Annotated in this window: 19 protein-coding genes; 14 read left to right on the forward strand and 5 right to left on the reverse strand. The window is 72.7% G+C overall.

Going from position 1 to position 21,022, the window contains the following annotated elements; all coding sequences use genetic code 11:
• Positions 1-3 precede the first annotated feature (3 nt).
• Together RB614_RS05785 and RB614_RS05790 are read right to left on the reverse strand one after the other, a co-directional pair.
• Positions 4-765, reverse strand: a complete 762-nt coding sequence (locus RB614_RS05785; RefSeq protein ID WP_308711307.1) for an NADPH-dependent F420 reductase — start codon at positions 763-765, stop codon at positions 4-6.
• 3 nt (positions 766-768) lie between these two features.
• Positions 769-1,155 carry a lactate racemase domain-containing protein gene (locus tag RB614_RS05790; protein WP_308711308.1) on the reverse strand — a complete coding sequence of 129 codons (387 nt, stop codon included), beginning with the start codon at positions 1,153-1,155 and terminating at the stop codon, positions 769-771.
• Positions 1,156-1,455: 300 nt separating this feature from the next.
• Here RB614_RS05790 and RB614_RS05795 point away from each other — a divergent pair, with 300 nt between their 5' ends.
• The 7 genes from RB614_RS05795 to RB614_RS05825 all read left to right on the forward strand — a co-directional run bounded on the left by RB614_RS05795 (position 1,456) and on the right by RB614_RS05825 (position 8,221).
• On the forward strand, positions 1,456-2,988 hold the full coding sequence (locus RB614_RS05795; RefSeq protein ID WP_308711309.1) for an ABC transporter substrate-binding protein: 1,533 nt from the start codon (positions 1,456-1,458) through the stop codon (positions 2,986-2,988).
• 161 nt (positions 2,989-3,149) lie between these two features.
• Complete coding sequence (locus RB614_RS05800; protein WP_308711310.1) at positions 3,150-4,418, forward strand: acetamidase/formamidase family protein; 1,269 nt, start codon at positions 3,150-3,152, stop codon at positions 4,416-4,418.
• A gap of 76 nt (positions 4,419-4,494) precedes the next feature.
• Entirely contained in the window at positions 4,495-5,061 is a 567-nt protein-coding gene (locus RB614_RS05805) for a hypothetical protein (RefSeq protein WP_308711311.1), read from the forward strand.
• A 4-nt stretch (positions 5,062-5,065) separates the two neighbouring features.
• Entirely contained in the window at positions 5,066-5,587 is a 522-nt protein-coding gene (locus RB614_RS05810) for a copper resistance protein CopC (RefSeq protein WP_308711312.1), read from the forward strand.
• A gap of 57 nt (positions 5,588-5,644) precedes the next feature.
• The gene (locus RB614_RS05815) at positions 5,645-7,024 is read left to right on the forward strand and encodes a class I adenylate-forming enzyme family protein (protein WP_308711410.1); all 1,380 of its coding nucleotides are present in this window, start codon (positions 5,645-5,647) and stop codon (positions 7,022-7,024) included.
• Positions 7,021-7,566, forward strand: coding sequence for an RNA polymerase sigma factor (locus RB614_RS05820; protein WP_308711313.1), 546 nt, complete (start codon positions 7,021-7,023; stop codon positions 7,564-7,566). Before RB614_RS05815 ends, RB614_RS05820 begins: the two co-directional genes overlap by 4 nt.
• Positions 7,559-8,221 (forward strand): zf-HC2 domain-containing protein, encoded by a 663-nt coding sequence (locus RB614_RS05825; RefSeq protein WP_308711314.1) that lies wholly within the window; start codon positions 7,559-7,561, stop codon positions 8,219-8,221. Before RB614_RS05820 ends, RB614_RS05825 begins: the two co-directional genes overlap by 8 nt.
• Before the next feature lie 59 nt (positions 8,222-8,280).
• On the opposite strand, the gene RB614_RS05830 is transcribed toward RB614_RS05825, so the two are convergent.
• From RB614_RS05830 to RB614_RS05840, 3 genes are read right to left on the reverse strand one after another with little or no spacing between them, the layout of a single operon-like run.
• On the reverse strand, positions 8,281-8,943 hold the full coding sequence (locus tag RB614_RS05830; RefSeq protein WP_308711315.1) for a sulfotransferase family protein: 663 nt from the start codon (positions 8,941-8,943) through the stop codon (positions 8,281-8,283).
• Positions 8,940-10,019, reverse strand: a complete 1,080-nt coding sequence (locus RB614_RS05835; RefSeq protein WP_308711316.1) for an alpha-hydroxy acid oxidase — start codon at positions 10,017-10,019, stop codon at positions 8,940-8,942. The genes RB614_RS05830 and RB614_RS05835 overlap by 4 nt, the downstream gene beginning before the upstream one ends.
• Complete coding sequence (locus RB614_RS05840; RefSeq protein WP_308711317.1) at positions 10,016-11,500, reverse strand: NAD(P)-binding domain-containing protein; 1,485 nt, start codon at positions 11,498-11,500, stop codon at positions 10,016-10,018. The genes RB614_RS05835 and RB614_RS05840 overlap by 4 nt, the downstream gene beginning before the upstream one ends.
• Positions 11,501-11,574: 74 nt before the next feature.
• Here RB614_RS05840 and RB614_RS05845 point away from each other — a divergent pair, with 74 nt between their 5' ends.
• From RB614_RS05845 to RB614_RS05875, 7 genes are all read left to right on the forward strand, one after another.
• Positions 11,575-12,825 carry a cytochrome P450 family protein gene (locus tag RB614_RS05845; RefSeq protein WP_308711318.1) on the forward strand — a complete coding sequence of 417 codons (1,251 nt, stop codon included), beginning with the start codon at positions 11,575-11,577 and terminating at the stop codon, positions 12,823-12,825.
• Positions 12,826-12,986: 161 nt separating this feature from the next.
• Entirely contained in the window at positions 12,987-14,018 is a 1,032-nt protein-coding gene (locus tag RB614_RS05850; protein ID WP_308711319.1) for a LacI family DNA-binding transcriptional regulator, read from the forward strand.
• Between the two features lie 211 nt (positions 14,019-14,229).
• Positions 14,230-15,738: an L-arabinose isomerase gene (gene araA, locus RB614_RS05855; protein WP_308711320.1), complete on the forward strand. Its 1,509-nt coding sequence runs from the start codon at positions 14,230-14,232 to the stop codon at positions 15,736-15,738.
• 49 nt (positions 15,739-15,787) lie between these two features.
• The gene (locus RB614_RS05860; RefSeq protein WP_308711321.1) at positions 15,788-17,086 is read left to right on the forward strand and encodes an ABC transporter substrate-binding protein; all 1,299 of its coding nucleotides are present in this window, start codon (positions 15,788-15,790) and stop codon (positions 17,084-17,086) included.
• A gap of 156 nt (positions 17,087-17,242) precedes the next feature.
• The gene (locus RB614_RS05865; protein WP_308711322.1) at positions 17,243-18,139 is read left to right on the forward strand and encodes a carbohydrate ABC transporter permease; all 897 of its coding nucleotides are present in this window, start codon (positions 17,243-17,245) and stop codon (positions 18,137-18,139) included.
• 3 nt (positions 18,140-18,142) lie between these two features.
• Complete coding sequence (locus RB614_RS05870) at positions 18,143-19,057, forward strand: carbohydrate ABC transporter permease (protein ID WP_308711323.1); 915 nt, start codon at positions 18,143-18,145, stop codon at positions 19,055-19,057.
• Between the two features lie 2 nt (positions 19,058-19,059).
• Positions 19,060-20,982: a glycoside hydrolase family 127 protein gene (locus RB614_RS05875; RefSeq protein WP_308711324.1), complete on the forward strand. Its 1,923-nt coding sequence runs from the start codon at positions 19,060-19,062 to the stop codon at positions 20,980-20,982.
• Positions 20,983-21,022 lie beyond the last annotated feature (40 nt).

A 21,022-nucleotide genomic window follows, 5' to 3' on the forward strand; every position in this document is an offset into this window, starting at 1 on the left:
GGGCTACCGTTGCCGTCCCGGCGTCGTACCCGTGGTCGGGATCCCGCTCGGGTCGCGCGGCGTCCGGGCGCGCGGGTCGTCGGAGGTACGGGCCCGCGCGGCGGCGTCGGTCCAGTCCTGCGAGGTCGGCGCCGACACCTCCGGGTCGAGGCGGGCGTGCATGTCGTCCGCGGTCAGGTCCGCGGTGAACACCGGCGAGCCGGGCTGCTGGCGGCGGCCGCCGTGGGCCAGGTCGCCGGCGTCCACCGGCGCGAAGCCCAACTGTTCCACCAGGTCCTCGACCTCGCGCTTGGCGTGCGCGTCGTCGCCGGAGACCGGCATGCCGTACCGGGTGAGGGAACCGCCGGTACGCCCGTAGTCGCGCAGGTGGTCCCAGCGCATCGTGTTGAACGCCTTGACCACCGTGGCCTGGGGCAGATGCCGTTGCAGCAGCTCGCTGGAGGTGGTGCGGTCGTCGTCGAGGTCGGCGATGTGGCCGTCCCGGTCGGGGTCGTAGTTGCTGGTGTCGACCACGGTCTTGCCGGCCGTCCCGGCCACCGGCAGCTCGGTGTAGTGGCCGAACGGGACCGACACGAAGACCACGTCCCCGAACGCGGCCGCCTGCTCGGCGGTGACCGCGCGGCCGTGGTCGCCGAGCTGGCTCTCCATCCGCCGCAGCGTGTCCGGCCCCCGCGAGTTGGCGATGGCCACGTTGTGGCCGGCCTCGGTGAGATGTTTGGCGAGGGTGCCGCCGACATGTCCGGCACCGATGATGGCGATGTTCATGACCTACGCGTACCCGCGCCGGGCCCGGACTAACGGTTTCGGCGGGGTGGCCGCGGCGGCGAGGAAGCCCGAAGCGCCCGCGGTCACCCTGTCAACGGCGTGCGACGTACGGGATCGTCTGGGGGCCTTCGGGGAGGACGCAGACGGTGGCGTCCGGGCGGTGGGCGGCGACCGCGGCCGGGTGCCGTCGCAGGCGGAGATCGCCACCGTCTGGCCGCGCCGCACCCGTTCCCGCAGCGGCGGTCCGGCGACCGGGTGCCGCAACGCCCGGCGCAGCTCCGCCCGCTCGTCGGCGGCTGCCGGCCGCGCGTGCGGGGTGATGACGGTGGTGCGCCGGTCGGGCAGTTCGACCACCAGTCCGGCACTGCCGTAGGCCAGCTCGACAAGCATGATCCATTATCGCCGCCGCCGGAGACGCACCGCAATGATCATCGAGGCTCGTGGAAAGTCGCGCCGAACGGCACCGGCTCACCTCTTGACGCGCCGAGCGCAAGCGGTGCACGATCCCCTGTAACAATAGTGAAATCCTCTTTTCAAATATCGGACACCTTCGAGAGCGCTGAAGACGCCGCCGAACCCACCCGGCGGCCGCGGCACGGTGCGCGGTGACCTCACGCGCGCGGACCCAACCCGCATGGACACGACCCCCACGGAACAGAAGGCGTACGACACAGAACGGAGGTGCGCTCCGTGGCGACGAAGACTCTCCGCCGGGCCGCCGCGACCCTCGCCATCGGGCTGGTCGCCGGGTGCGGCGGTACGTCCGGCGGCGACACCCCGGCCGGCGCCGGGGCCGACCAGACGGCGATCTTCAAGTACGGCATCCCGGGCAACCCGACCTCGCTCGACCCCCGCCGGTCCGGGCCGCTGGACCCGATCTTCCTCAACAACTTCTACGACTCCCTCGTGCGGCGCATGCCGAACGGCGACCTGAAGCCGGGCCTGGCCACCGAGTGGACGTTCACGCCGGACGCCAAGGCGCTCGAGTTCACGCTCCGCACCGGCGTCACGTTCCAGGACGGCACGCCGTTCGACGCCGGCGCGGTGAAGGCCAACATCGAGGCCGCCAAGCAGCCGCCGAGCGTGCTGGTCGGCGCGCTCTCCGCGGTGAGCTCGGTGGACGTGGTCAGCCCGACCCGGGTGCGGCTCAACCTCTCGGTGCCCGGCGGCCACCTCGTCAACACCCTCGCCGGCGAGGCCGGCATGATGATCAGCCCGGCCAAGCTGGCCAGCGACGACCTCAAGGCCAACCCGGCCGGCACCGGGCCGTACAAGCTGGCCGGCATCGCGGACGGCAAGCTCAGCCTCCGCCCCTGGGAGGGCTACTGGAACAAGGGCGCCGTCAAGAACGGCGGCATCGACATGACCGTGTACAGCGACGAGAGCACCCGCCTGCGCGCGCTGCGGTCCGGCCAGTCCGACGGTACGACGATCACGCCGGCCCAGATCGCCGAGGCGAAGAGCGCCGGGCTGACCATCATCACCGGCCCCAACACGACGTTCAACGGCATCCTGCTCAACACCAAGCAGTCCGAGTTCGGCAACCCGAAGGTGCGCCAGGCGATCTCGTACGCGATCGACCGCAAGGCGATCAGCGACAGCCTGTACGCCGGCGCGTGCGTCCCCTCGGTGCAGCCGTACCAGAAGAACTTCTGGGCCTACAACCCGGCGCTGGAGTACAAGGACTCGTACTACGACGAGGCGAAGGCGAAGGCGCTGCTGGCCGAGGCGGGGCTGCCGAACGGGTTCGAGTTCGAGATGCTGGTCGGCCCCAACACCTCGTACCAGCAGCTCGGCCAGGCCATCCAGGGGCAGCTGGAGAAGGTGGGCATCCGGATGAAGCTCACGGTCGTGGAGTTCACCCAGATGACCAGCGTCCGGCGGACCGGGAAGTTCGCCGCGACGGTCGCGCTGGTGCAGGCCGGCCGCCCCGACCCGAGCCAGTTCATCGCCGACTTCTACACCACCGGCGGGCTCTACAACCCGGGCAACTTCAGCACGCCGGGCGTGAGCGAGCTGCTCACCGAGTCGCGCCGGACCGACGACCCGGCGTCCCGCGCCAAGCCCACCCAGGAGATCGTCGCCAAGGTGCTGGAGGCCGGCCCGCCGGTGATCCCGGTCTGCGGCGTGGCGTACGTGGCCGCGTTCCGGTCGGGCGTGTCCGGCCTGGAGGTGCCGATCAACGGCGACTACGACTTCTCCAGCGTGACGATCGGCAGGTGACCCCGGGCGGTTCTCGATTGGGGGCACGGCGGATTTGCCGGATCGTGACGTGCCCGAAACACCTCGCGGACACGGTGTACCAACCCCTTGATCATCGGAAGGGACGCGCGCGGGTGCCCACGTCCGGGCCCCGCCGCGTCTTGCAGCGATGGGAGTTGAGCGTGTCCACGAACCACTGGAGCTCGGCCAGCCGGCGCGGCGTGCTGGCCGCCGGGCTGGCCGCGACGTTCGCGGCCGGTACGGCCGGAGCGGTCGGCATCGCCGCCCCGGCCCAGGCGTCGGGCCGCAAAGGCGGCGGATCCAAGCGTCCCAAGTGGGACCACCACCTCAAGTCCACACCGGACAACCTGCACTGGGGCGGCTTCCCGATCGGCTGGGAGCCCGGCGTCACCATGCGCTCGGGGCAGACCGTCCGGGTCGACACCCTCTCCCAGCAGGGCCTGACGAACTCGTCGATCAGCCCGCGCGACTACTTCGGCGCGTTCGGCGTCAGGCCGCACGAGGTGCTGCCGGACGCGATGGCGTTCTGGGACACCCTGCCCGAGCGCCAGGCCACCGGCCGGCAGTACGGCGGGCACGTCCTGACCGGCCCGATCTACGTCCGGGGCGCCGAGCCGGGCGACACCGTCGCGATCGACATCCTCGACATCGACACCCGGGTCCCCTACGGGTTCAACAACACCGCGCCGACCGGCGGCGTCATGGCCACCTTCTACCCCGGCTGGCGCGAGGGGGACGTGGGACTCGACATCCCCGCGCAGATCCCGCCCGGCCTGCCGGCCGGCGTCTGGCCCGACGTCCGCACCCACATGTACCGGGTCGGCATGTACCAGGGGAAGGAGGTCGTCTTCTTCGCCGACGGCATCCGGATCCCGACCCAGAAGTTCATGGGGATCATCGCGGTGGCGTCGCCGACCGGCGAGTTCATCGGCAACACGGAGGACGCCCCGCCGCCCGCCACCGGCGTGCAGAACTCGACGCCGCCGGGCAAGTTCGGCGGCAACATGGACTGCCGCGACCTCTGCGCCGGCACCACGCTCTACCTGCCGGTGTTCCAGCCCGGCGCGCAGATCTTCATCGGCGACCCGCACAGCTGCCAGGGCGACGGCGAGGTCAGCGGCACCGCCGTCGAGCACTCGCTCGCCGGCACGTTCCGGATCACGCTCGTCAAGAACGTGCGGACCGAGCTTCCCTGGGCCGAGAACGACGACCACTGGATCATGATGGGCATCCACTGGGACCTCGACCGGGCGATGCGGATCGCGGTCGAGAAGACGGTCGACTTCCTGGTCACCACCCAGGGCCTGACCGTCCCCAAGGCCTACTCGTTCGCCTCGATCGCGGTGAACTACCACAACGCCGAGGTCGTCGACCGCACCCAGGTCGTGACCGGGTACATCCCGAAGGACGTCTTCAAGCGCCGCCGCTGACCGGTCGGCCCGGCGCGGGCTCCGGTCCGCGCCGGGACCGCGAATCCCTCGGCGGGCCCCGACTCGTATTACCGGCATGGCTACTGTCGCGTCGGTCCCGGCGCCAGGCGGCGTCATCGCCTCGCTCAACGGCCGATACCACCGGGTGGCGCTCAACACGTTCATGCTGATCGTGCTCGCCCACTGGGCCGAGCACCTGGTGCAGGCGTACCAGATCTGGGTGCTGGGCCGGCCCCGCCCGGAGGCGCGCGGCGTCCTGGGCCAGTTCTTTCCCGTGCTGGTGACCCAGGAGTGGCTGCACTACGGCTACGCCCTCGTCATGCTCGCCGGGCTGTGGCTGCTGCTGCCCGGCTTCCGGGGCCGGGCGAAGGCCTGGTGGGCGGTGGCGCTCGCGCTCCAGTTCTGGCACCACATCGAGCACCTCCTGCTGTTCATCCAGGCCCAGTCCGGGCAGTTCCTCTTCGGCAGGACGGTCCCGACGAGCATCGTGCAGCTCGTGGCACCCCGGGTCGAGCTGCACCTGTTCTACAACTCGGTCGTGTTCATCCCGATGGTCGTCGCGATGTACCTGCACCTGCGCCCGAACGAGGCGGAGCGGCGCACGGTGGCGTGCGCCTGCGCGGGCCACGAGCGCACGACCTGACCGGATGGCCCGGAGGTACCGCCTCGCCGTGGCCGCCGTGGCGCTGACGGCGGCCGGCGTGGCGGCGCTGTTCGCCCTGGCCCCGGCCGGGCCAGCGGTCACCTCGGCGACGCCGCCGGAGGGGACCGCGCTCGCGGTGCCGCCGGACGCCGTCGAGCTCGCGGTGTCGAAGCGCCCGGACGTCGGCCGCTCCCACGTGTCCGTTGTGGACGGTTCGGGGTCGCCGGTGCGCGCGGGCCCGCTGGCCGCGGTCGGCGCGGACCGCCTGCGGCTGCCGGTGGCGATCGTGGGGCGGGGGACCTTCACCGTCGCGTACCACGTCGAGCTGGCGGGCGGCGGCGAGCTGGCCGGCTCGTGGCGCTTCGGGATCGGCGCCACTCCGGCCGGCCCGGCGCCGGAGCAGGAGGCCGCGCACGCGCACGGCGTCGACCCGATCGGCGCGACCCTGCTGGTCGTCGACGGCCTCGTCGTCCTGGGCGTCGCCGTCCTGCTGCTGCGCCGCCGCCCAGCCCGGGTCCGGCGCTGACCCGACCATCGGGACCGGGCCCGGCGCCCTGACTCGCGGGAGGCGGGATTGTCCACTGTGTTCCCCGGTCCGGTGCTGGCCGCGCTCCGTGCCGCGCCGGACCGGCCGGCGTTCGAGGCCGGCACCCGGGTCGTCACCCGCGGCGAGCTGCTCGCGCTGGTCGGCCGGTGCGTGTCCGGCCTGCGCGCCGCCGGGCTCGGCCCGGGCAGCGGCGTCGGGATGGCGCTGCCGTCCACGCCCGAGGCGTACGCGGCGCACCTGGCCGCGCACGCCCTCGGCTGCCGGGTCGCGGCGATGCGGCCGGGGTGGAGCCCGGAGCAGCGCGACCACGCCCGCGCGGACGTCGACGTGCTGGTCGGGGAGGAGGAGCTCGACCGGCTGGCCGCCGGCCCGGAGGCCCCGGTGCCGGCGCTGGCCCGGCCGGACGGCGTCGCGCGGCTCACGTACACCAGCGGCAGCACCGGGCTCCCCAAGGCCTGCGCGCACACGTACGCGGCGATCAGCCTCGCGTACCGGCCGGACACCTGGGCACCGGCGCTGGCCGGGCTGATGGCCCGCTTCGACCGGTGCCTGGTCGCGGAAAACCTGGCCAGCCCGGTGATGTTCACGTACCTCGGGCGGTGCCTGGTGGTCGGCGGCACGGTGGTCCTGCCGGACGGCCTCGGGTTGGCGGAGGCCGTCGAGCGGACCCGCCCCACGGCCACGATGATGCCGCCGGCCCGGCTCCACCAGGTGCTGGCGGAGGGGGCGGACCTGAGCGGCCTGCGCGCCGTCGTGCTCGGCGGGTCGCCGGCCAGCCCCGGCCTGCTGCGGGCGGCCGTCGACCGGCTCGGCCCGGTCGTCTGGCAGGGGTACGGGCAGGGCGAGGCGGGCGTGATCGCGATGCTCACCCCGGAGGACGTCGCCGCCGGTCACGAGGCGTCGGTGGGGCGGCCGCTGCCGGCGGTACGGGTGGAGATCCGGGACGGGGAGGTGTGGGTGCGCAGCCCGCACATGATGACCGGCTACTGGAACGACCCGGAGCGGACCGCCGAGGTGCTGCGCGACGGCTGGCTGCGCACCCGGGACCTGGGCCACCTCGACGGCGGCGGGATGCTGCACCTCACCGGCCGCGCCCGCGACGTGATCATGGTGAACGCCGAGGTCTGTTACGCCGGTGCGATCGAACGGGTGCTCGCCACGCATCCGGCCGTCGCGCAGGCGTACGTGGTCGGCGCCCCGGACCCGGTGACCGGCGAGGCGATCCACGCGTTCGTGGTGCCGGCGGGCGAGCACGAGCCCGACCGAGCGGCCCTTGTCGATCTCGTCGGCCGGCGGTTGAGCGCCAACAGTGTGCCCAGAACCGTCACGGTGATCCGAGAAGTGCCAATGAGCGCCAGTGGAAAACCGGACAAGACGGCGCTGCTACATCGAACCAGATCATCGTCCGATGCGTGACCTTCGCTGTGGCTCTCTCCGACGAGTCGCTCATTGTGGGGATGGCTCTGGGCGACACGGACGCGATGGCGGCTTTCGTCCGGCGGTTCCAGGCGCGCGTGTTCGGGCTCGCGCTGAGCGTCGTCGGCGATCCGGGACTGGCCGAGGAGGTGGCGCAGGACGCGTTCATGCGGGCGTGGCGGCACGCGGGCGACTACGACCCGCGGCGGGCGCGGGTGGTCACCTGGCTGTTGACGATCACCCGCAACCTCGCCGTGGACGCGATCCGGCTGCGCCGCGACCGCCCGGTCGATCCGCAGCGGTTGCTGGTGGCGCTCCGCGAGGAGATGGACGACCCCGGGTACGACGGGGCTGAGTGGCTGCGCGCGGGTCTGCGGGAGCTGCCGACCGACCAGGCGCGCCCGGTCGTGCTGGCCGTGGCCTACGGTTGGACGGCGAAAGAGATCGCGGAGCTGGAAGGGATCCCGCTCGGCACGGCCAAGACGCGGATCCGGCGTGGCCTGGCCCGGCTGCGCCAGGCATTGGGAGTGACGGATGGATGACCGATCCGGCTGCGCCGAGATCGGCGAGCTGCTGCCGGATGTGGCGGCCGGGGTGGCCGCCGGTGACGAGCGCGCCCGCGTCTTCGCACACCTGGGCGGGTGTCCCGCCTGCCGGCGGGAGCTGGCCGCGCTGTCCCATGTGGCCGACGAGCTGCTGACCCTCGCGCCCGCGGTCACCCCGCCGGCCGGGTTCGCGGCGTCCCTGATGCGCCGGCTCGCCCCGCCGCCGCGCCGCCGCCGCTGGTGGCCCGGGCGGGCGGCCCGGGTGGCACTGACCGTCCTGCTGGCCGCGGTCGCCGGGTCGGGCGCCACGATGCGGGCCACCGCCGACGACCGGCGGGAGGCCCACCACTGCCGGGAGCGCCCCCTGGCCGAGCGGGCGCTCGCCGCCGCGGACGGCACCGCGGGCGGGCGCGCGTTCGGCTACGGGGGCTCGCCGCCGTGGCTGTTCCTCACGGTGGCGCTCCCGGCGGCCGGCGGTGTGTACGACGTGCACCTGGTGACCCGCGACGGGCGCAGCCGCGCGATCGGGGCGGTGCCGGTGTCGGCGGGCGGTGGCTCGTGGGGCGTCGCCCTCGACGTGCCGTTCGACCAGGTCGCCGAGGTACGGCTCGCCGGCTCGGCCGGGCCGCCGCTGGCCGCCGCCTTCGGCTGACGCTCGTCGCCGGCTTCCGCTGGCCGGCCGAGGCGTGGCTCCCGCTGGCCGGCTGCGGCTCACCCGCGGCTTTCGCTGACCCGGGCGGCCACCCGGGCCCAGAAGCGGTCCGGGTCGTTGAGGTGCGGGTAGGGCTCGTCGGGTACCGGTACGCCGAGAAACGCGCACAGGGGCTCCCAACCGGCGCCCGGTGGGATGACCAGCAGCCGGCCGGCGGGCACCTCGTGGCGGACCGCGGCGTTGTGCGCCTCGTACGCCCGGATCGCCGCCGCCCGGTCGCCGAACCGCCCCGCGAAGAAGCCGTCCCAGATCATCCGCCGGTGGAAGGCCGTGAACTCGTCCAGCCCGGGCACGACGTCGCGGGCCTCGGTGACCCGGCCGTCCACCGGGCCGTAGCCGAACATGCGGTAGATCGTCCGGTCGACGCTGTCGTACCAGCCCTCGGCGTCCCGCACGGTGAGGATCACCTTCGCGGTGGGGAACGCCGCCAGCAGCGGGCGCCAGAACGCCGCGCCCGGCCAGTCCACACTGGACGCGTACCCGGCCAGGACCGCCGACCAGTCCACCGGCCGGCCCTGCGCGGCGGCCAGCCACAGTGGCAGCCGGTCGGGATGGTCGAGCACGTGGCGGCCGTGGAAGCAGGGCCCGAAGCCGAGCCGCTCGAGGGCGGCCTTCAGCGATAGCGTGCCGGTGCGGCCGACGCCGGCCCCGAGCACCTTCATGACACCACCTGCTCTCTGGTCAGGTCGCCGGGCGCGGCGACCCCGAGGAGGGTCAGCGCGTTGGCCAGCTCGGTGCGCAGCAGGTCGAGCACCCGCCGTACGCCCGGCTCGCCGGCGATCGCCAGGCCCCACAGGACCGGGCGGCCGATCGCCACCGCGGCCGCGCCCAGCGCCAGGGCCTTGGCGACGTCCGTGCCGCGCCGCACGCCGCCGTCCAGCAGCAGCGGTACCCGTCCGGCCACCGCCTCGGCGACCGGCTCCAGCCGGTCCAGCGAGGCCGGTGTGGTGTCGAGCTGGCGGCCGCCGTGGTTGGAGACGACGAGGCCGTCCACCCCGTGCTCCACCGCGAGCCGCGCGTCGGCGGGGTGCAGCACCCCCTTGAGCAGGATCGGCAGGGTGGTGATCCCGCGCAGCCAGTCCACATGCGACCAGGAGATCTCCGGGGAGAGCACGACCTGCCGGACGTGGCCGGCGCCACCCATGTTGGCGCAGAAGACACCGGGCGGCAGGTCGTGGAAGTCGTTGCGGTCGCCGCGCTCGTTGCGCCCCAGCGCCGGCGAGTCCACCGTGACGACCAGCGCCCGGCAGCCGGCCGCCTCCGCGCGCCGTACCAGCGACTCGGTGAACGCCAGGTCGGGCTGGATGTACAGCTGGAACCAGAGCGCGGCGCCGGTCGCGGCGATCTCCTCGACCGTCACCGTGGAGAGCATCGCGGCGATCATGACGACGTCGGCGGCGGCCGCCGCCCGGGCGGTCGCCACCTCCGCCTCCGGCCAGGCCAGCCGGTGGAACGCGGTCGGCGCCATCAGCACCGGCATCGACGTGGCCTGCCCCAGCAGGGTGGTCTCCAGTCGCGGCGGCCCGCAGCCGCGCAGCACCCGGGGGAGCAGCGAGCGCCGGCGGTACGCGGCCTCGTTGGCCGCCACGGTGACCTCGTCCTGGGCGCCGCCGGCGAAGTAGTCGTAGTACACCGGGTCCAGCCGCTGCCGCGCGGCGGTCTCGGCGTCGCGCAGGTTGACCAGCGCGAGCGCTCTACCGGCTTCGCTCGCCAGGTGGCCCGGGTGGCCGCCGGTCACGCGTGTGCCTCGACGAACTCCCGCAGCGGCTCCCGGTACACCTTGTCGTCGGTCCAGTCGTTGCAGATCTGCTCGGGCAGCCGCAGGGTAGCGACGACCTCGCCGCCCCGGCGGCACCGGACCACCGGATGCAGGTAGCGGTCGTCGTGGCTCTCGTCCGCCTCCCACGCCCGGCCGGCCTCCACGTCGAACGGGTCGATCGCGTCGTGGCCGGTGCCGTACTCCAGGCTGACCGTGAAGCAGTCGGGGAAGGGCACGTAGTCCAGCGGCATCTCCTCGTAGTACCGGCCGTCCGCGGTGAAGACGTCGCAGAGGAAGCCGAACTGCTGGAACAGCGCCGAGGTCCGGTTGATCCGGTCGAGCACCGCGCCGGCGAGCCCGGCCGGCCGCACCGTCCGATGCGGCCAGTCGACGCCGTGGTACTTCTGGTCCAGCATCCGCGACAGGGCCCGTACGCCGTACCGGAAGCCGTGGATGAACGCGCTCGTGTACCTCTTGAAGTCGCGTGACTGGGTGAGCGTGCCGGCGAAGTAGAGGCCGGGCACGTTGACCGACTCCCACTGCGCGGTCAGGGCGGGAAAGCGGTCGTCGATGGTCAGCTCCGGGCGGCAGCCGTCGTCGAAGATGGAGGCGTCCATCCGGAAGCCGGTACACATGATCACCCGGTCGTAGGCGAGGTCGACCACCTTGTTCCGCCGGGCGTACGCGAACGTGACCAGGTAGTCCTCCGGCCGCCGCTCGATCCGCAGGATGTCGCCGTCCAGCACCATGTTCTGCGTCTTGAGCTGGTACGTGTCGAGGAAGTTGTTGTTGACCGCGCGCAGGTGCCCGATGAAGTGGGTGCGCCAGGCGAACCGGATCGAGCGCGGCCCGGCCACGTGGATCACCGCCGCCGTCTCGGTCAGGTTGTCGGCCGTCTCGAACGCCGAGTTGCCCTTGCCGACGATGAGGACCCGCTGGTCGGTGAAGCCGGCCGGGTCGACCGGCACGTCCCCGTACCGCTCGGCGGTCTCGACGCCCGGGATCGGCACGACGTTCTCCGCGCCGAAGCCGGTCGCGACCACCACCCGCGCGGCGCGCAGCACGTCGCCGCCGTCGCAGGTCAGCTCGAAGCCCCCGGTGACCCGGCGGACCCGGCTGACCCGCGTGCCGTACCGGACGTCGAGCCCGCGCGCGAAGTCGGCCAGGTAGCGCAGGTAGTCGCCGGCGTCCGGGAAGTACCGCCCGGTGTAGCGGGTGAACCGCAGCTCGGGGTCGTCGCAGAGCAGCGAGTTCCAGTCGACGCGGAGGTCCTTCTCCGGGTCGTTCCACCCGGTGTGCGGCTTGTTGATGGAGATCATCCGGCGGTGCCGGGGAAACGTCCGGTAGAACGTGCCGGGCGTCGGACCGGCCTCCACCACCAGGTAGTCCCGCCCGGCGCGGTCGAGCAGGTGCGCCAGCTGCAGGCCGGCCGGACCGGCACCGATCACCACGTAGTCCATGCCAGTTATACGCGTCCGGACCACGATCGGGATTCGCGTGAATCTCCGGCCGGTCCGGATCTCGTACAACCTGGGTGATCGTCGTGCTCGTCGTCGCGGGCGCCCTCGCCGTGCTCGCCAGCCTGCCCTACTGGCTGCCGCGGCTGGTGGTCGCGCTGCGGACGTGGCTGTTCGCCCGGATCAACGGCCCGGAGGGCATCGCGATCCCCGGCGACCTGGTGGACGCGGCCGGCTTCCTGGAGGTGTACGGGCACCCCGCCGCGAACGGTCGCAGCCGCGGCGCGGCCCTGTCCGACCTCTTCTGGTACTGGCTCTCGCCCGGCCCCGACGTGCACCAGGAGCACCTGGAGCCGGGCCCCCGGTACGACGACGTGGCCCGAAGCACCCGCCGCATCCTCGCCATGCCCAGCGCGGCCGCCCAGCGCCTCGCGGTGGACAGCCTGGACGCCGCGCTGCCCGTCCGGACCGGGCTGGTCCGCCTGCGCGACCTGGCCATGCCGGTCTGGGCCGAGTTCTACCACCGGGTGGTCTTCCAGCGGCCGGCGACCGGCGAGGTCCGGGCGCTGATCGTCGCCAACGCCGACGACGTGGTCACCGCCCTCAAGGGCTGCGGCCTGCGGCACATGGACCGCCGCCTGCGCTTGACCGACCACCTCGAACGCGTCCTCGACGACGTGCCGCACGCGCTGCCGTCGCTGCTCGACCGCCGGGAACGGGCGTTCTACCTGCAGGGCACGTTCTTCAACACCGCGGTCGTGCAGAGCGCCGAGGCCACCGCCCACGTACTCATGGCGCTGGCCGCCGCCGGAGACCCGCGGCGCGCCGCGACCGACCCGGCCGTCCTCGACCACGTCTTCGACCAGACGCTGCGCCGCTACCCGCTCTTCGGGATCGCCCACCGCGTCACGACGGCCGAGATCCCGGTGGCGAGCGGCGCGGCGATCCCGGCCGGCTCGGTGCTCTGCTTCAGCTACCCGGACTTCCACGCCGCCGGCGGCGACATCCCGTTCGGCGTCGCGGCCAACCGCCCCTGCCCGGCCTGGCACCTCGCCCCGATCGCCATCAAGGCCGTGGTCCGCGAGCTGCTGACCCGCTACGCGTTCGCCACCGCCGCGGCGCACACCCGCCCGCTGCCCAACCGCGGCCCCTGCCTGATGACCCCGCACGGCACGCGCGTCCCGGCCCGCGGCGCCACGCTCGCCTACCTGCGGCTGCGGGACCGCTGGGAGGACGTCTGGCGCAGCCAGGTCCAGCTGGTCCTCGGCACGTACATGGTCTGGGACGCCCGCCGGCTCCGCCTCTGCACCAGGTACTTCGACACCTAGGTACGGCCGCGCCGGGGCCGGTGCACAGTGGAACCGGTCCGGATGGGGGGACCTGCGGGGTCGCACCGGCGAAAAGGTTTTCAGGGACGGTACTGTCGGGAGAGGTGATCGACAAAGCGCTCCACGGACGGCGGGGGTCGGTCGCGCAGAGGGAGCGTTCCATGGGCACTGAGCCAGAGGTACCGGCCAACCGGGCACCGACGCTGACCGACGTGGCGAAGCTCGCCGGCGTCTCAGTGGCCACCGCGTCCAAGGCGATCAACGGCCGCGACGAGGTCAAGGCGGCGACCCGGGCCCGGGTGCTGAAGGCGGCGGAGCTGCTCTCCTTCGCGCCGAACGCGCTGGCCCGCGCCCTGCTCGGCGGCCGTACCGGCACGGTCGGGCTGCTCACCAGCGACCTGGAGGGGCGCTTCTCGATCCCCATCCTCATGGGCGCCGAGGACGCGTTCGGCGCGGGGCAGGTCTCGGTCTTCCTCTGTGACGCGCGCGGCGACGCGATCCGCGAGGCGTACCACGTCCGGGCGCTGCTGTCCCGCCGGGTCGACGGCCTGATCGTCGTCGGCTCCAGCACCGACCCCCGGCCGCCGCTGGCCGGGACCGTCCCGGTGCCGGTGGTGTACGTGTACGCCCCCTCCGCCGACCCGGCCGACATCTCGATCACCGTCGACAACGTGGGCGGCGGCCGGCTCGCCATCGACCACCTGCTGGCCTGCGGGCGGCGCGACATCGCCCACGTCACCGGCGAGCCGGGCTTCGCGGCCGCCCGGGACCGGGCCGAGGGGGCGGCCGCCGCGCTCGCCGACGCGGGGCTGACCATGCTCGGCGGCCGGCCGTACTACGGGTCCTGGGACGAGACCTGGGGGCGGGCGGCGGCACACATCGTGGTCGAGCAGCACCCCGAGGTCGACGCGATTTTCTGCGGCAGCGACCAGATCGCGCGGGGCGTCCTGGAAACGCTGCGTGACCTCGGGCGCGATGTACCCCATGCGATCTCCGTGATCGGCTTCGACAACTGGGACGCCATCGCCGCGCACTCCCGGCCCCGGCTGACGAGCATCGACATGAATCTCGAACGGCTCGGCGCGGTCGCCGGCCGGCGCCTGTTCGCGGCCATCGACGGCGGGGAACCGCCCACCTCCGAGCAGTACCCGGGGCGCGTCGTCATGCGCGACTCGACCGCCCCCGCCGGCTGAGCCGGGAGGCTCGCCACCTGCGATCCTGACTGTCCGTGATCGTCGAAAACATTTCGATGTTTCGGACCGCAGCGGGCTGGACGCCGATCGCCGCTCAAGCGGGTCGATGAGGCGGAGCCGGGGCGTGGAAATCAACTGTTGACACGATCGAAACAGGCGGCCAGAATCCTCCGAAAAGGTTTTCGGAACGAGTAGAGGCGGGTGGGCCGTCGTGGGCATCGAGGAAGAGCCGGCGGAGATCTGGTTCCTGACCGGCAGCCAGCCGCTTTACGGGGAGAAGGTGCTCGAACAGGTCGCGGAGCAGTCCCGCGACGTCTGCCGTGCCGTCGGCGAAGGGCTGCGGGCCACGCCGCGCGTGGTGTGGAAGCCGGTGCTGACCACGGCCGACGCGATCCGGCGCACCCTGCTCGACGCGACCGCGGACGACACGGTGGTCGGCGTCATCGCCTGGATGCACACGTTCTCGCCGGCGAAGGCGTGGATCGCCGGCCTCTCCGCGCTGGGCAAGCCGCTGCTGCACCTGCACACCCAGGCCAACCGCTCGCTGCCCTGGTCCGAGCTGGACATGGACTTCATGAACCTCAACCAGGCGGCCCACGGCGACCGCGAGTTCGGGTACGTGCAGTCGCGGCTCGGCGTGGCCCGCAAGACGGTCGTGGGGTACGCCGGCGACCCGGCGGTGCTGGAGCGGATCAGCACCTGGGCCCGCGCGGCGAGCGGCTGGCGGGCGGCCCGTTCGCTGCGGCTGGCCCGCTTCGGCGACAACATGCGCGACGTGGCCGTGACCGAGGGGGACAAGGTCGGCGCGCAGGCGACCCTGGGTGTCTCGGTCAACGGGTACGGGGTCAACGCGCTGGTCGCCAGCGTCGAAGAGGTCGCGGACGTTAACGTGAACAAGCTGGTCGAGGAGTACGAGGAACGCTTCGACGTGGCGCCGGAGCTGCGCCGCGGCGGCGACCGGCACGAGTCCCTGCGGTACGGCGCCCGGATCGAGATCGGCCTGCGCCAGTTCCTGGAGGACGGCGGCTTCGGCGCCTTCACCACGAACTTCGAGGACCTGGGCGGGCTGCGGCAGCTCCCCGGCCTCGCCGTGCAAAACCTGATGGCCGACGGCTACGGGTTCGGCGGCGAGGGCGACTGGAAGACGGCGGCGCTGCTGCGGATCCTCAAGGCGGTCGCCGGCGACGCGCCCGGCGGCACCTCGTTCATGGAGGACTACACCTACCACTTCGGGCCGGGCGAGCCGAAGATCCTCGGCGCGCACATGCTCGAGGTCTGCCCGAGCATCGCGGCCGGCCGGCCCCGCCTCGAGATCCACCCGCTGTCGATCGGCGGCCGCGAGGACCCGGTCCGGCTGGTCTTCACCGCCGCGCCAGGGCCGGGCATCGTCGTCGGCCTCGCCGACCTGGGCGGCCGGCTGCGGCTTACCGCCAACGAGATCGACCTGGTCGAGCCGGACGAGCCGCTGCCCCGGCTGCCGGTCGCCCGGGCGGTCTGGAAGCCCCGTCCCGACCTCGCCACGTCGGCCGAGTGCTGGCTGCTCGCCGGCGGGCCGCACCACACCGTGCTCAGCACCGCGGTCGGCCGGGAGGCGCTCGCCGACTTCGCCGAGATGGCCGGCGTCGAGCTCGCCCTGATCGACGCGGCGACCGAGCACCGGTCGTTCGCCGACCACCTGCGCTGGAACAACGCCTACCACCGGCTCGCGCAGCGGCTGTAGGCCCACCGAGAACGGACGAAGACCCACATAGATCGAGGAGGACGACCAGATGAGAAGAACCTTGGGCAGACGGACCGCCCTGCGGTCACTGGCCGGGGCCCTCGCGGCGACGCTGGTACTCGCCGTCGCGGGTTGCGGCGGGGACGACGAGGCCGGTACGGACGCCGCCCAGGCCGGCCCCAACGGCGTCGACGACGGCAGCGAGCTCACCCTGTGGACCCGCGCGCCGCTGGAGAAGCAGGCGAAGCTGCTCGTCGACGCGTACAACGCCAGCCACCAGAACAAGGTCAGCCTGACCGTCGTACCCAACGACGACTACGTCGCCAAGGTGGGTGCGGCGGCCGGCTCGGGCGGCCTGCCGGACCTGTTCGCCGCGGACATCGTGTACGTGCCGAACTGGGTGAGCCAGGGGCTGTTCCAGGACCTGAGCACCAACATCAACGGGCTCTCCTTCAAGGACCAGATCAACAAGGGCCACCTCTCCGCCGGCACGCTGGACGGCAAGCCGCACGTGCTGCCGTTCGTGCTGGACCTGTCGATGCTGTTCTGGAACAAGGAACTCTTCAAGGAGGCCGGGCTCGACCCGGAGAAGGCCCCGGCGAACCTCGAGGAGTACGCCGCCGCGGCCAAGAAGATCCAGGGGCTGAAGAAGCCCGGCGTCTACGGCACCGCGACCGGCCTGAACTGCGGCGGGTGCCTGGTCTTCACCTGGTTCCCGTCGATCTGGGCCAGCGGCGGCGAGGTGCTCAGCGCGGACGGCAAGTCCTCCGAGCTCGCCGGTGACACCGCCAAGCAGGTCTACAGCACCTGGGCCGACCTGTGGAAGTCCGGCGCCGTGCTCCCCTCCTCGGCGGGCGAGACCGGCCCGACCTGGACCGCCGCGTTCACCGAGGGCAAGGTCGGCCTGATGTTCTACCCGGCTACGCTGCTCTCCTCGACCCCGTTCGACGCCGGTGTCGCCGGCATCCCCGGCCCGACCGGCGGGGCCTCCACGTTCGTCGGCGGCGACGGCATCGGCGTCTCGAAGGACTCGAAGAAGGCGGCCCAGGCCTGGAACTTCCTGAGCTGGATGATGTCCGAGGACGCCCAGGTCGAGGTGCTGGCCAAGAACAAGGACGTGGTCTCCCGCGCCGACCTGGCCACCAACAAGTACGCCTCCACCGACCCGCGCCTGGTGACCATCAACGAGGTGGCCGGCAAGGGCGACACCCCGGTGGCGCTCAACTTCCAGCAGGCGTTCAACGCGCCGAGCAGCCCATGGCTGACGCTGGTGCGCAACCAGGTGCTCAACGGCACCGGTGACGTGCAGAAGGACAACGAAGAGATCACCGCGGTACTCCAGCAGTAGTTCGGTGCGGGCGGGTGCCGAGCCGGCGCCCGCCCGCCCCCCAAACCCCGCCCGCGAACGACCGAGCGGTTCCCATGAGCGAGCGCCGCAGCGAGCGAATCATCAGGCACAGTGCCGGTGAGCCTCATCGCCGCCCGCAGCGAAGCGAGGACGGCGATGAGCGATAGTGCGGCGACGCGGGGGCGCGCGCGACCACGCGGCCGGCATGCCCTGCTCGGCTGGCTCTACGCGACACCGACGGCGGTCTTCGTGGTCGCGCTGTTCGTGGTGCCGCTGGGGCTGGTCGTCAAGATGTCCGTGTCGAGATGGCCGCTGCTCGCCGGCGACCAGGGACTCAACGCGCCGGACAACTTCGAGAAGGCGGTCGACCACCGCTTCTTCACCGACTCGGTGGTCTTCACCATCAAGTACACGGTGCTGGCCACCGTACTGCTGCTGGTCCTGGGGTTGGGGTTGGCCCTGCTGGTGCAGGAGTCGAGCCGGTGGAACAACCTGCTCCGCGCCTCGTTCCTGATCCCCAGCGCCCTCGGGCTGGCCTCGGCGTCCCTGCTGTTCTACGTCTTCTACTCGCCGTTCGCGAGCCCGCTCGCGCCGGTGATGGAGAGCTGGGGCTTCACGTTCCTCGGCTCGCCGACCGCCGCGCTGCTCTCCACGACGTTCCTGATCGTGTGGCGCTACGCCGGCTTCTACATGGTGCTCATGCTCGTCGGCCTGCAGGGCATCCCGGGGGACGTCTTCGAGGCGGCCCGCTCGGACGGCGCCACCCGGTGGCAGACGTTCTGGCGGGTGACCCTGCCGCTGATGCGCCCCACGCTGGCGCTGACCACCGTGCTCTGCGTGACCGGCTCGCTGCTCGCCTTCGAGCAGTTCTACATCCTCACCAAGGGCGGGCCGGACAACAGCACGATCACCGTGGTCCAGCTCATCTACCAGGTGGCGTTCCAGGGCCAGAACGACCTCGGTGTCGCGGCGGCCATCTCCGTCATCGTGCTGGTCGCCCTGGTCGTCATCAACGCGCTGCAGCTGCGCGCCTTCCGGTCCGAGGAGAGCTGACCGATGGCCGTCGTATCCCCGTCAACCCCGGCCGCCACCGGCGGTACGCGCCCCGCCGGCGACGCTCCGGCCGGCCGTACCGGGCGCCGTGGCGTCAACGTCGCCGGGATCGCGCTGCGCATGCCGTACTGGGTCTTCACCGGCGCCCTGGGCCTGATCTTCCTGGCCCCGCTCGTCTGGACCGCGGTCGCCTCGGTCTCCCCGCAGGCCGGCACCAACCAGGTGGAGGGCTGGGGCTTCGGCAACTACGAGACGCTCGCCAACTACCAGGCCGGCGTCTGGCGGTACCTGTTCAACTCGGCGTTCGTCTCGCTGCTCACCGTCGCGCTGACGCTGGTGATCTCGCTGTTCGGCGGCTACGCGTTCGCCCGGTTTCGCTTCCCGGGCCGAAACTTCCTGTTCCTGCTGACGCTCGCCATCCTGATGGTCCCGTACGCGACGCTGCTGATCCCGCTCTACGTGCTGCTCAACGAGGTCGGCCTGGAGAACTCGCTGGTCGGCGTCGCGCTCGTGCTCACGATGTTCCAGCTGCCGTTCTCGACGTTCCTGATGCGGATCTCCTTCGAGGCGGTGCCGCGCGAGCTCGACGAGGCCGCGACGGTCGACGGCTGCTCCACCTGGGGCGCGCTGTGGCGGGTGCTGCTGCCGGCGGTGAAGCCGGGCCTGATCACCGTCGGGCTCTTCTCCTTCCTCGCCGCGTGGAACGACTTCATGGCGCCGCTGATCCTCATCAACGACACCGAGCGGATGACCCTGCCGCTCGCCGTCTCCAACCTGCGCGGCCAGGTGCAGGGTGTCGTCGACTACGGGGCGACCGAAGCGGGCGTCGTCATCCTCGCCCTGCCGTGCATCGTCCTGTTCCTCCTGCTTCAACGACACTACGTGCGCGGCTTCATGTCCGGCGCGCTGAAAGGCTGAGCATGAAAGGCACCGCACCCGCCGCCGCACCCGTCGTCCCGGTCCGCGGCCGGCTCCGCCCGCTCGGGCTCGGCGACGTCCGGATCACCGGCGGATTCTGGGCCGAGCGGCAATCGGTCAACGCCGAGGCGAGCCTCGCGCACATCGAGCACTGGCTGGAGCGCGAGGGCTGGATCCGCAACTTCGACCTCGCCGCGAACGGTGGCGACCTGGCCGGCGAGCGCCGCGGGCGGGAGTTCTCCGACTCCGAGGTCTACAAGTTTCTCGAAGCGCTCGCCTGGGAGATCGGCCGCGGCGGCGACGAGCGGCTCGAGTCCCGCTTCCGGGCGGTCGTGGCCCGGGTGGCCGCGGCGCAGGAGCCGGACGGCTACCTCAACACGAGGTTCGGCCGGCCGGGGCAGGCGCCGCGCTGGTCCGACCTGGAGTGGGGCCACGAGATCTACTGCGTGGGGCACCTGCTGCAAGCCGCGGTGGCCCGCGCCCGCACCCGGCCCGGCGCCGACGACGGCCTGCTGGAGGTCGCCCGCCGGGCCGCCGACAACATCTGCGACACGTTCGGCCCGGAGGGCATCGACGGCGTCTGCGGCCACCCGGGGATCGAGACCGCGCTGGTGGAGCTCGCCCGGGTCACCGAGGACGACCGCTACCTGGCCCAGGCCGCGCTCTTCGTGGACCGGCGCGGGCACGGCCGGCTCAGCGACGTCGAGTACGGCCGGGACTACTTCCAGGACGAGACCCCGGTCCGGCAGGCGACCGTCCTTCGTGGACACGCGGTGCGCGCCAACTACCTCGCCGCCGGCGCGGTCGACGTCGCGGTCGAGCTGAAGGACGCCAGCCTGCTGGACGCGGTCCGGACACAGTGGACGAACGCGGTGACCCGGCGCACGTACGTCACCGGCGGGCAGGGCTCGCGCCACCAGGACGAGGCGTTCGGCGGCGACTGGGTGCTGCCGCCGGACCGGGCGTACTCGGAGACCTGCGCCGGGATCGGCTCGGTGATGCTCGCCTGGCGCCTGCTGCTGGCCGACGGCGACTCCCGGTACGCCGACCTCATCGAGCGGACCCTCTTCAACGTCGTGTCGACCTCGCCGTCGGCGGACGGGCGGAGCTTCTTCTACGCCAACACGCTGCACCGCCGCGAGCTCGGTACGCTGCCCGACGCCGACCGGCCCAGCCTGCGCGCGGCGGCCTCGCTGCGGGCGCCCTGGTTCGAGGTCTCCTGCTGCCCGACCAACGTCGCCCGCACCCTGGCGAGCCTGACGGCGTACGTCGCCACCGCCGACGACGAGGGGCTGCAGCTGCACCAGTACGTGCCGGGGAGCGTGGCGCACCGCCGCGCCGACGGGCGGGAGCTGGGCGTGACGGTCGAGACCGACTACCCGCGCGACGGCGAGATCCGGGTGCGGATCGACAGCGACGACGAGCACCCGTGGGCGCTGTCGCTGCGCGTGCCCGGCTGGGCGGCGCGGGGCGCGACGCTGACCGTCGACGGGCGGACCCGGCCGGTCGCGCCGGGCACGGTCACCGAGCGGCGGGTCTGGCACCGCGGCGACGAGGTCCTGCTCTCCCTGCCGATGGCGCCCCGGTTCACGTACCCGGACCCGCGGATCGACGCGGTCCGCGGCTGCGTCGCGGTGGAGCGCGGGCCGGTCGTCTTCGCCCTGGAGTCCGTGGACGTCCCGGGCGGCGCGGCGGTGGACGAGCTGCGCGTCGACACCAGCCAGCCGCCCCGCCTGGTCGACGGCCGGGTCACGGTGCGCTGCCGGCACGTGCTCCCGTACGACCACGACTGGCCCTACCGGGCCGACCGGGCGCAGACCGAGCCGGCGGTCGGCGCCGAGCTCGACGCGGTGCCGCTGGTGGAGTACCACGCCTGGGCCAACCGCGGCCCCTCCACGATGCGGGTCTGGCTCGCCGCGCGGTAGCCGATCCGGGTGTTAGCGCTCACACCCACGCGACCTCCAC

Source organism: Phytohabitans maris (assembly GCF_031085175.1).
Taxonomy (GTDB): Bacteria; Actinomycetota; Actinomycetes; order Mycobacteriales; family Micromonosporaceae; genus Phytohabitans; species Phytohabitans maris.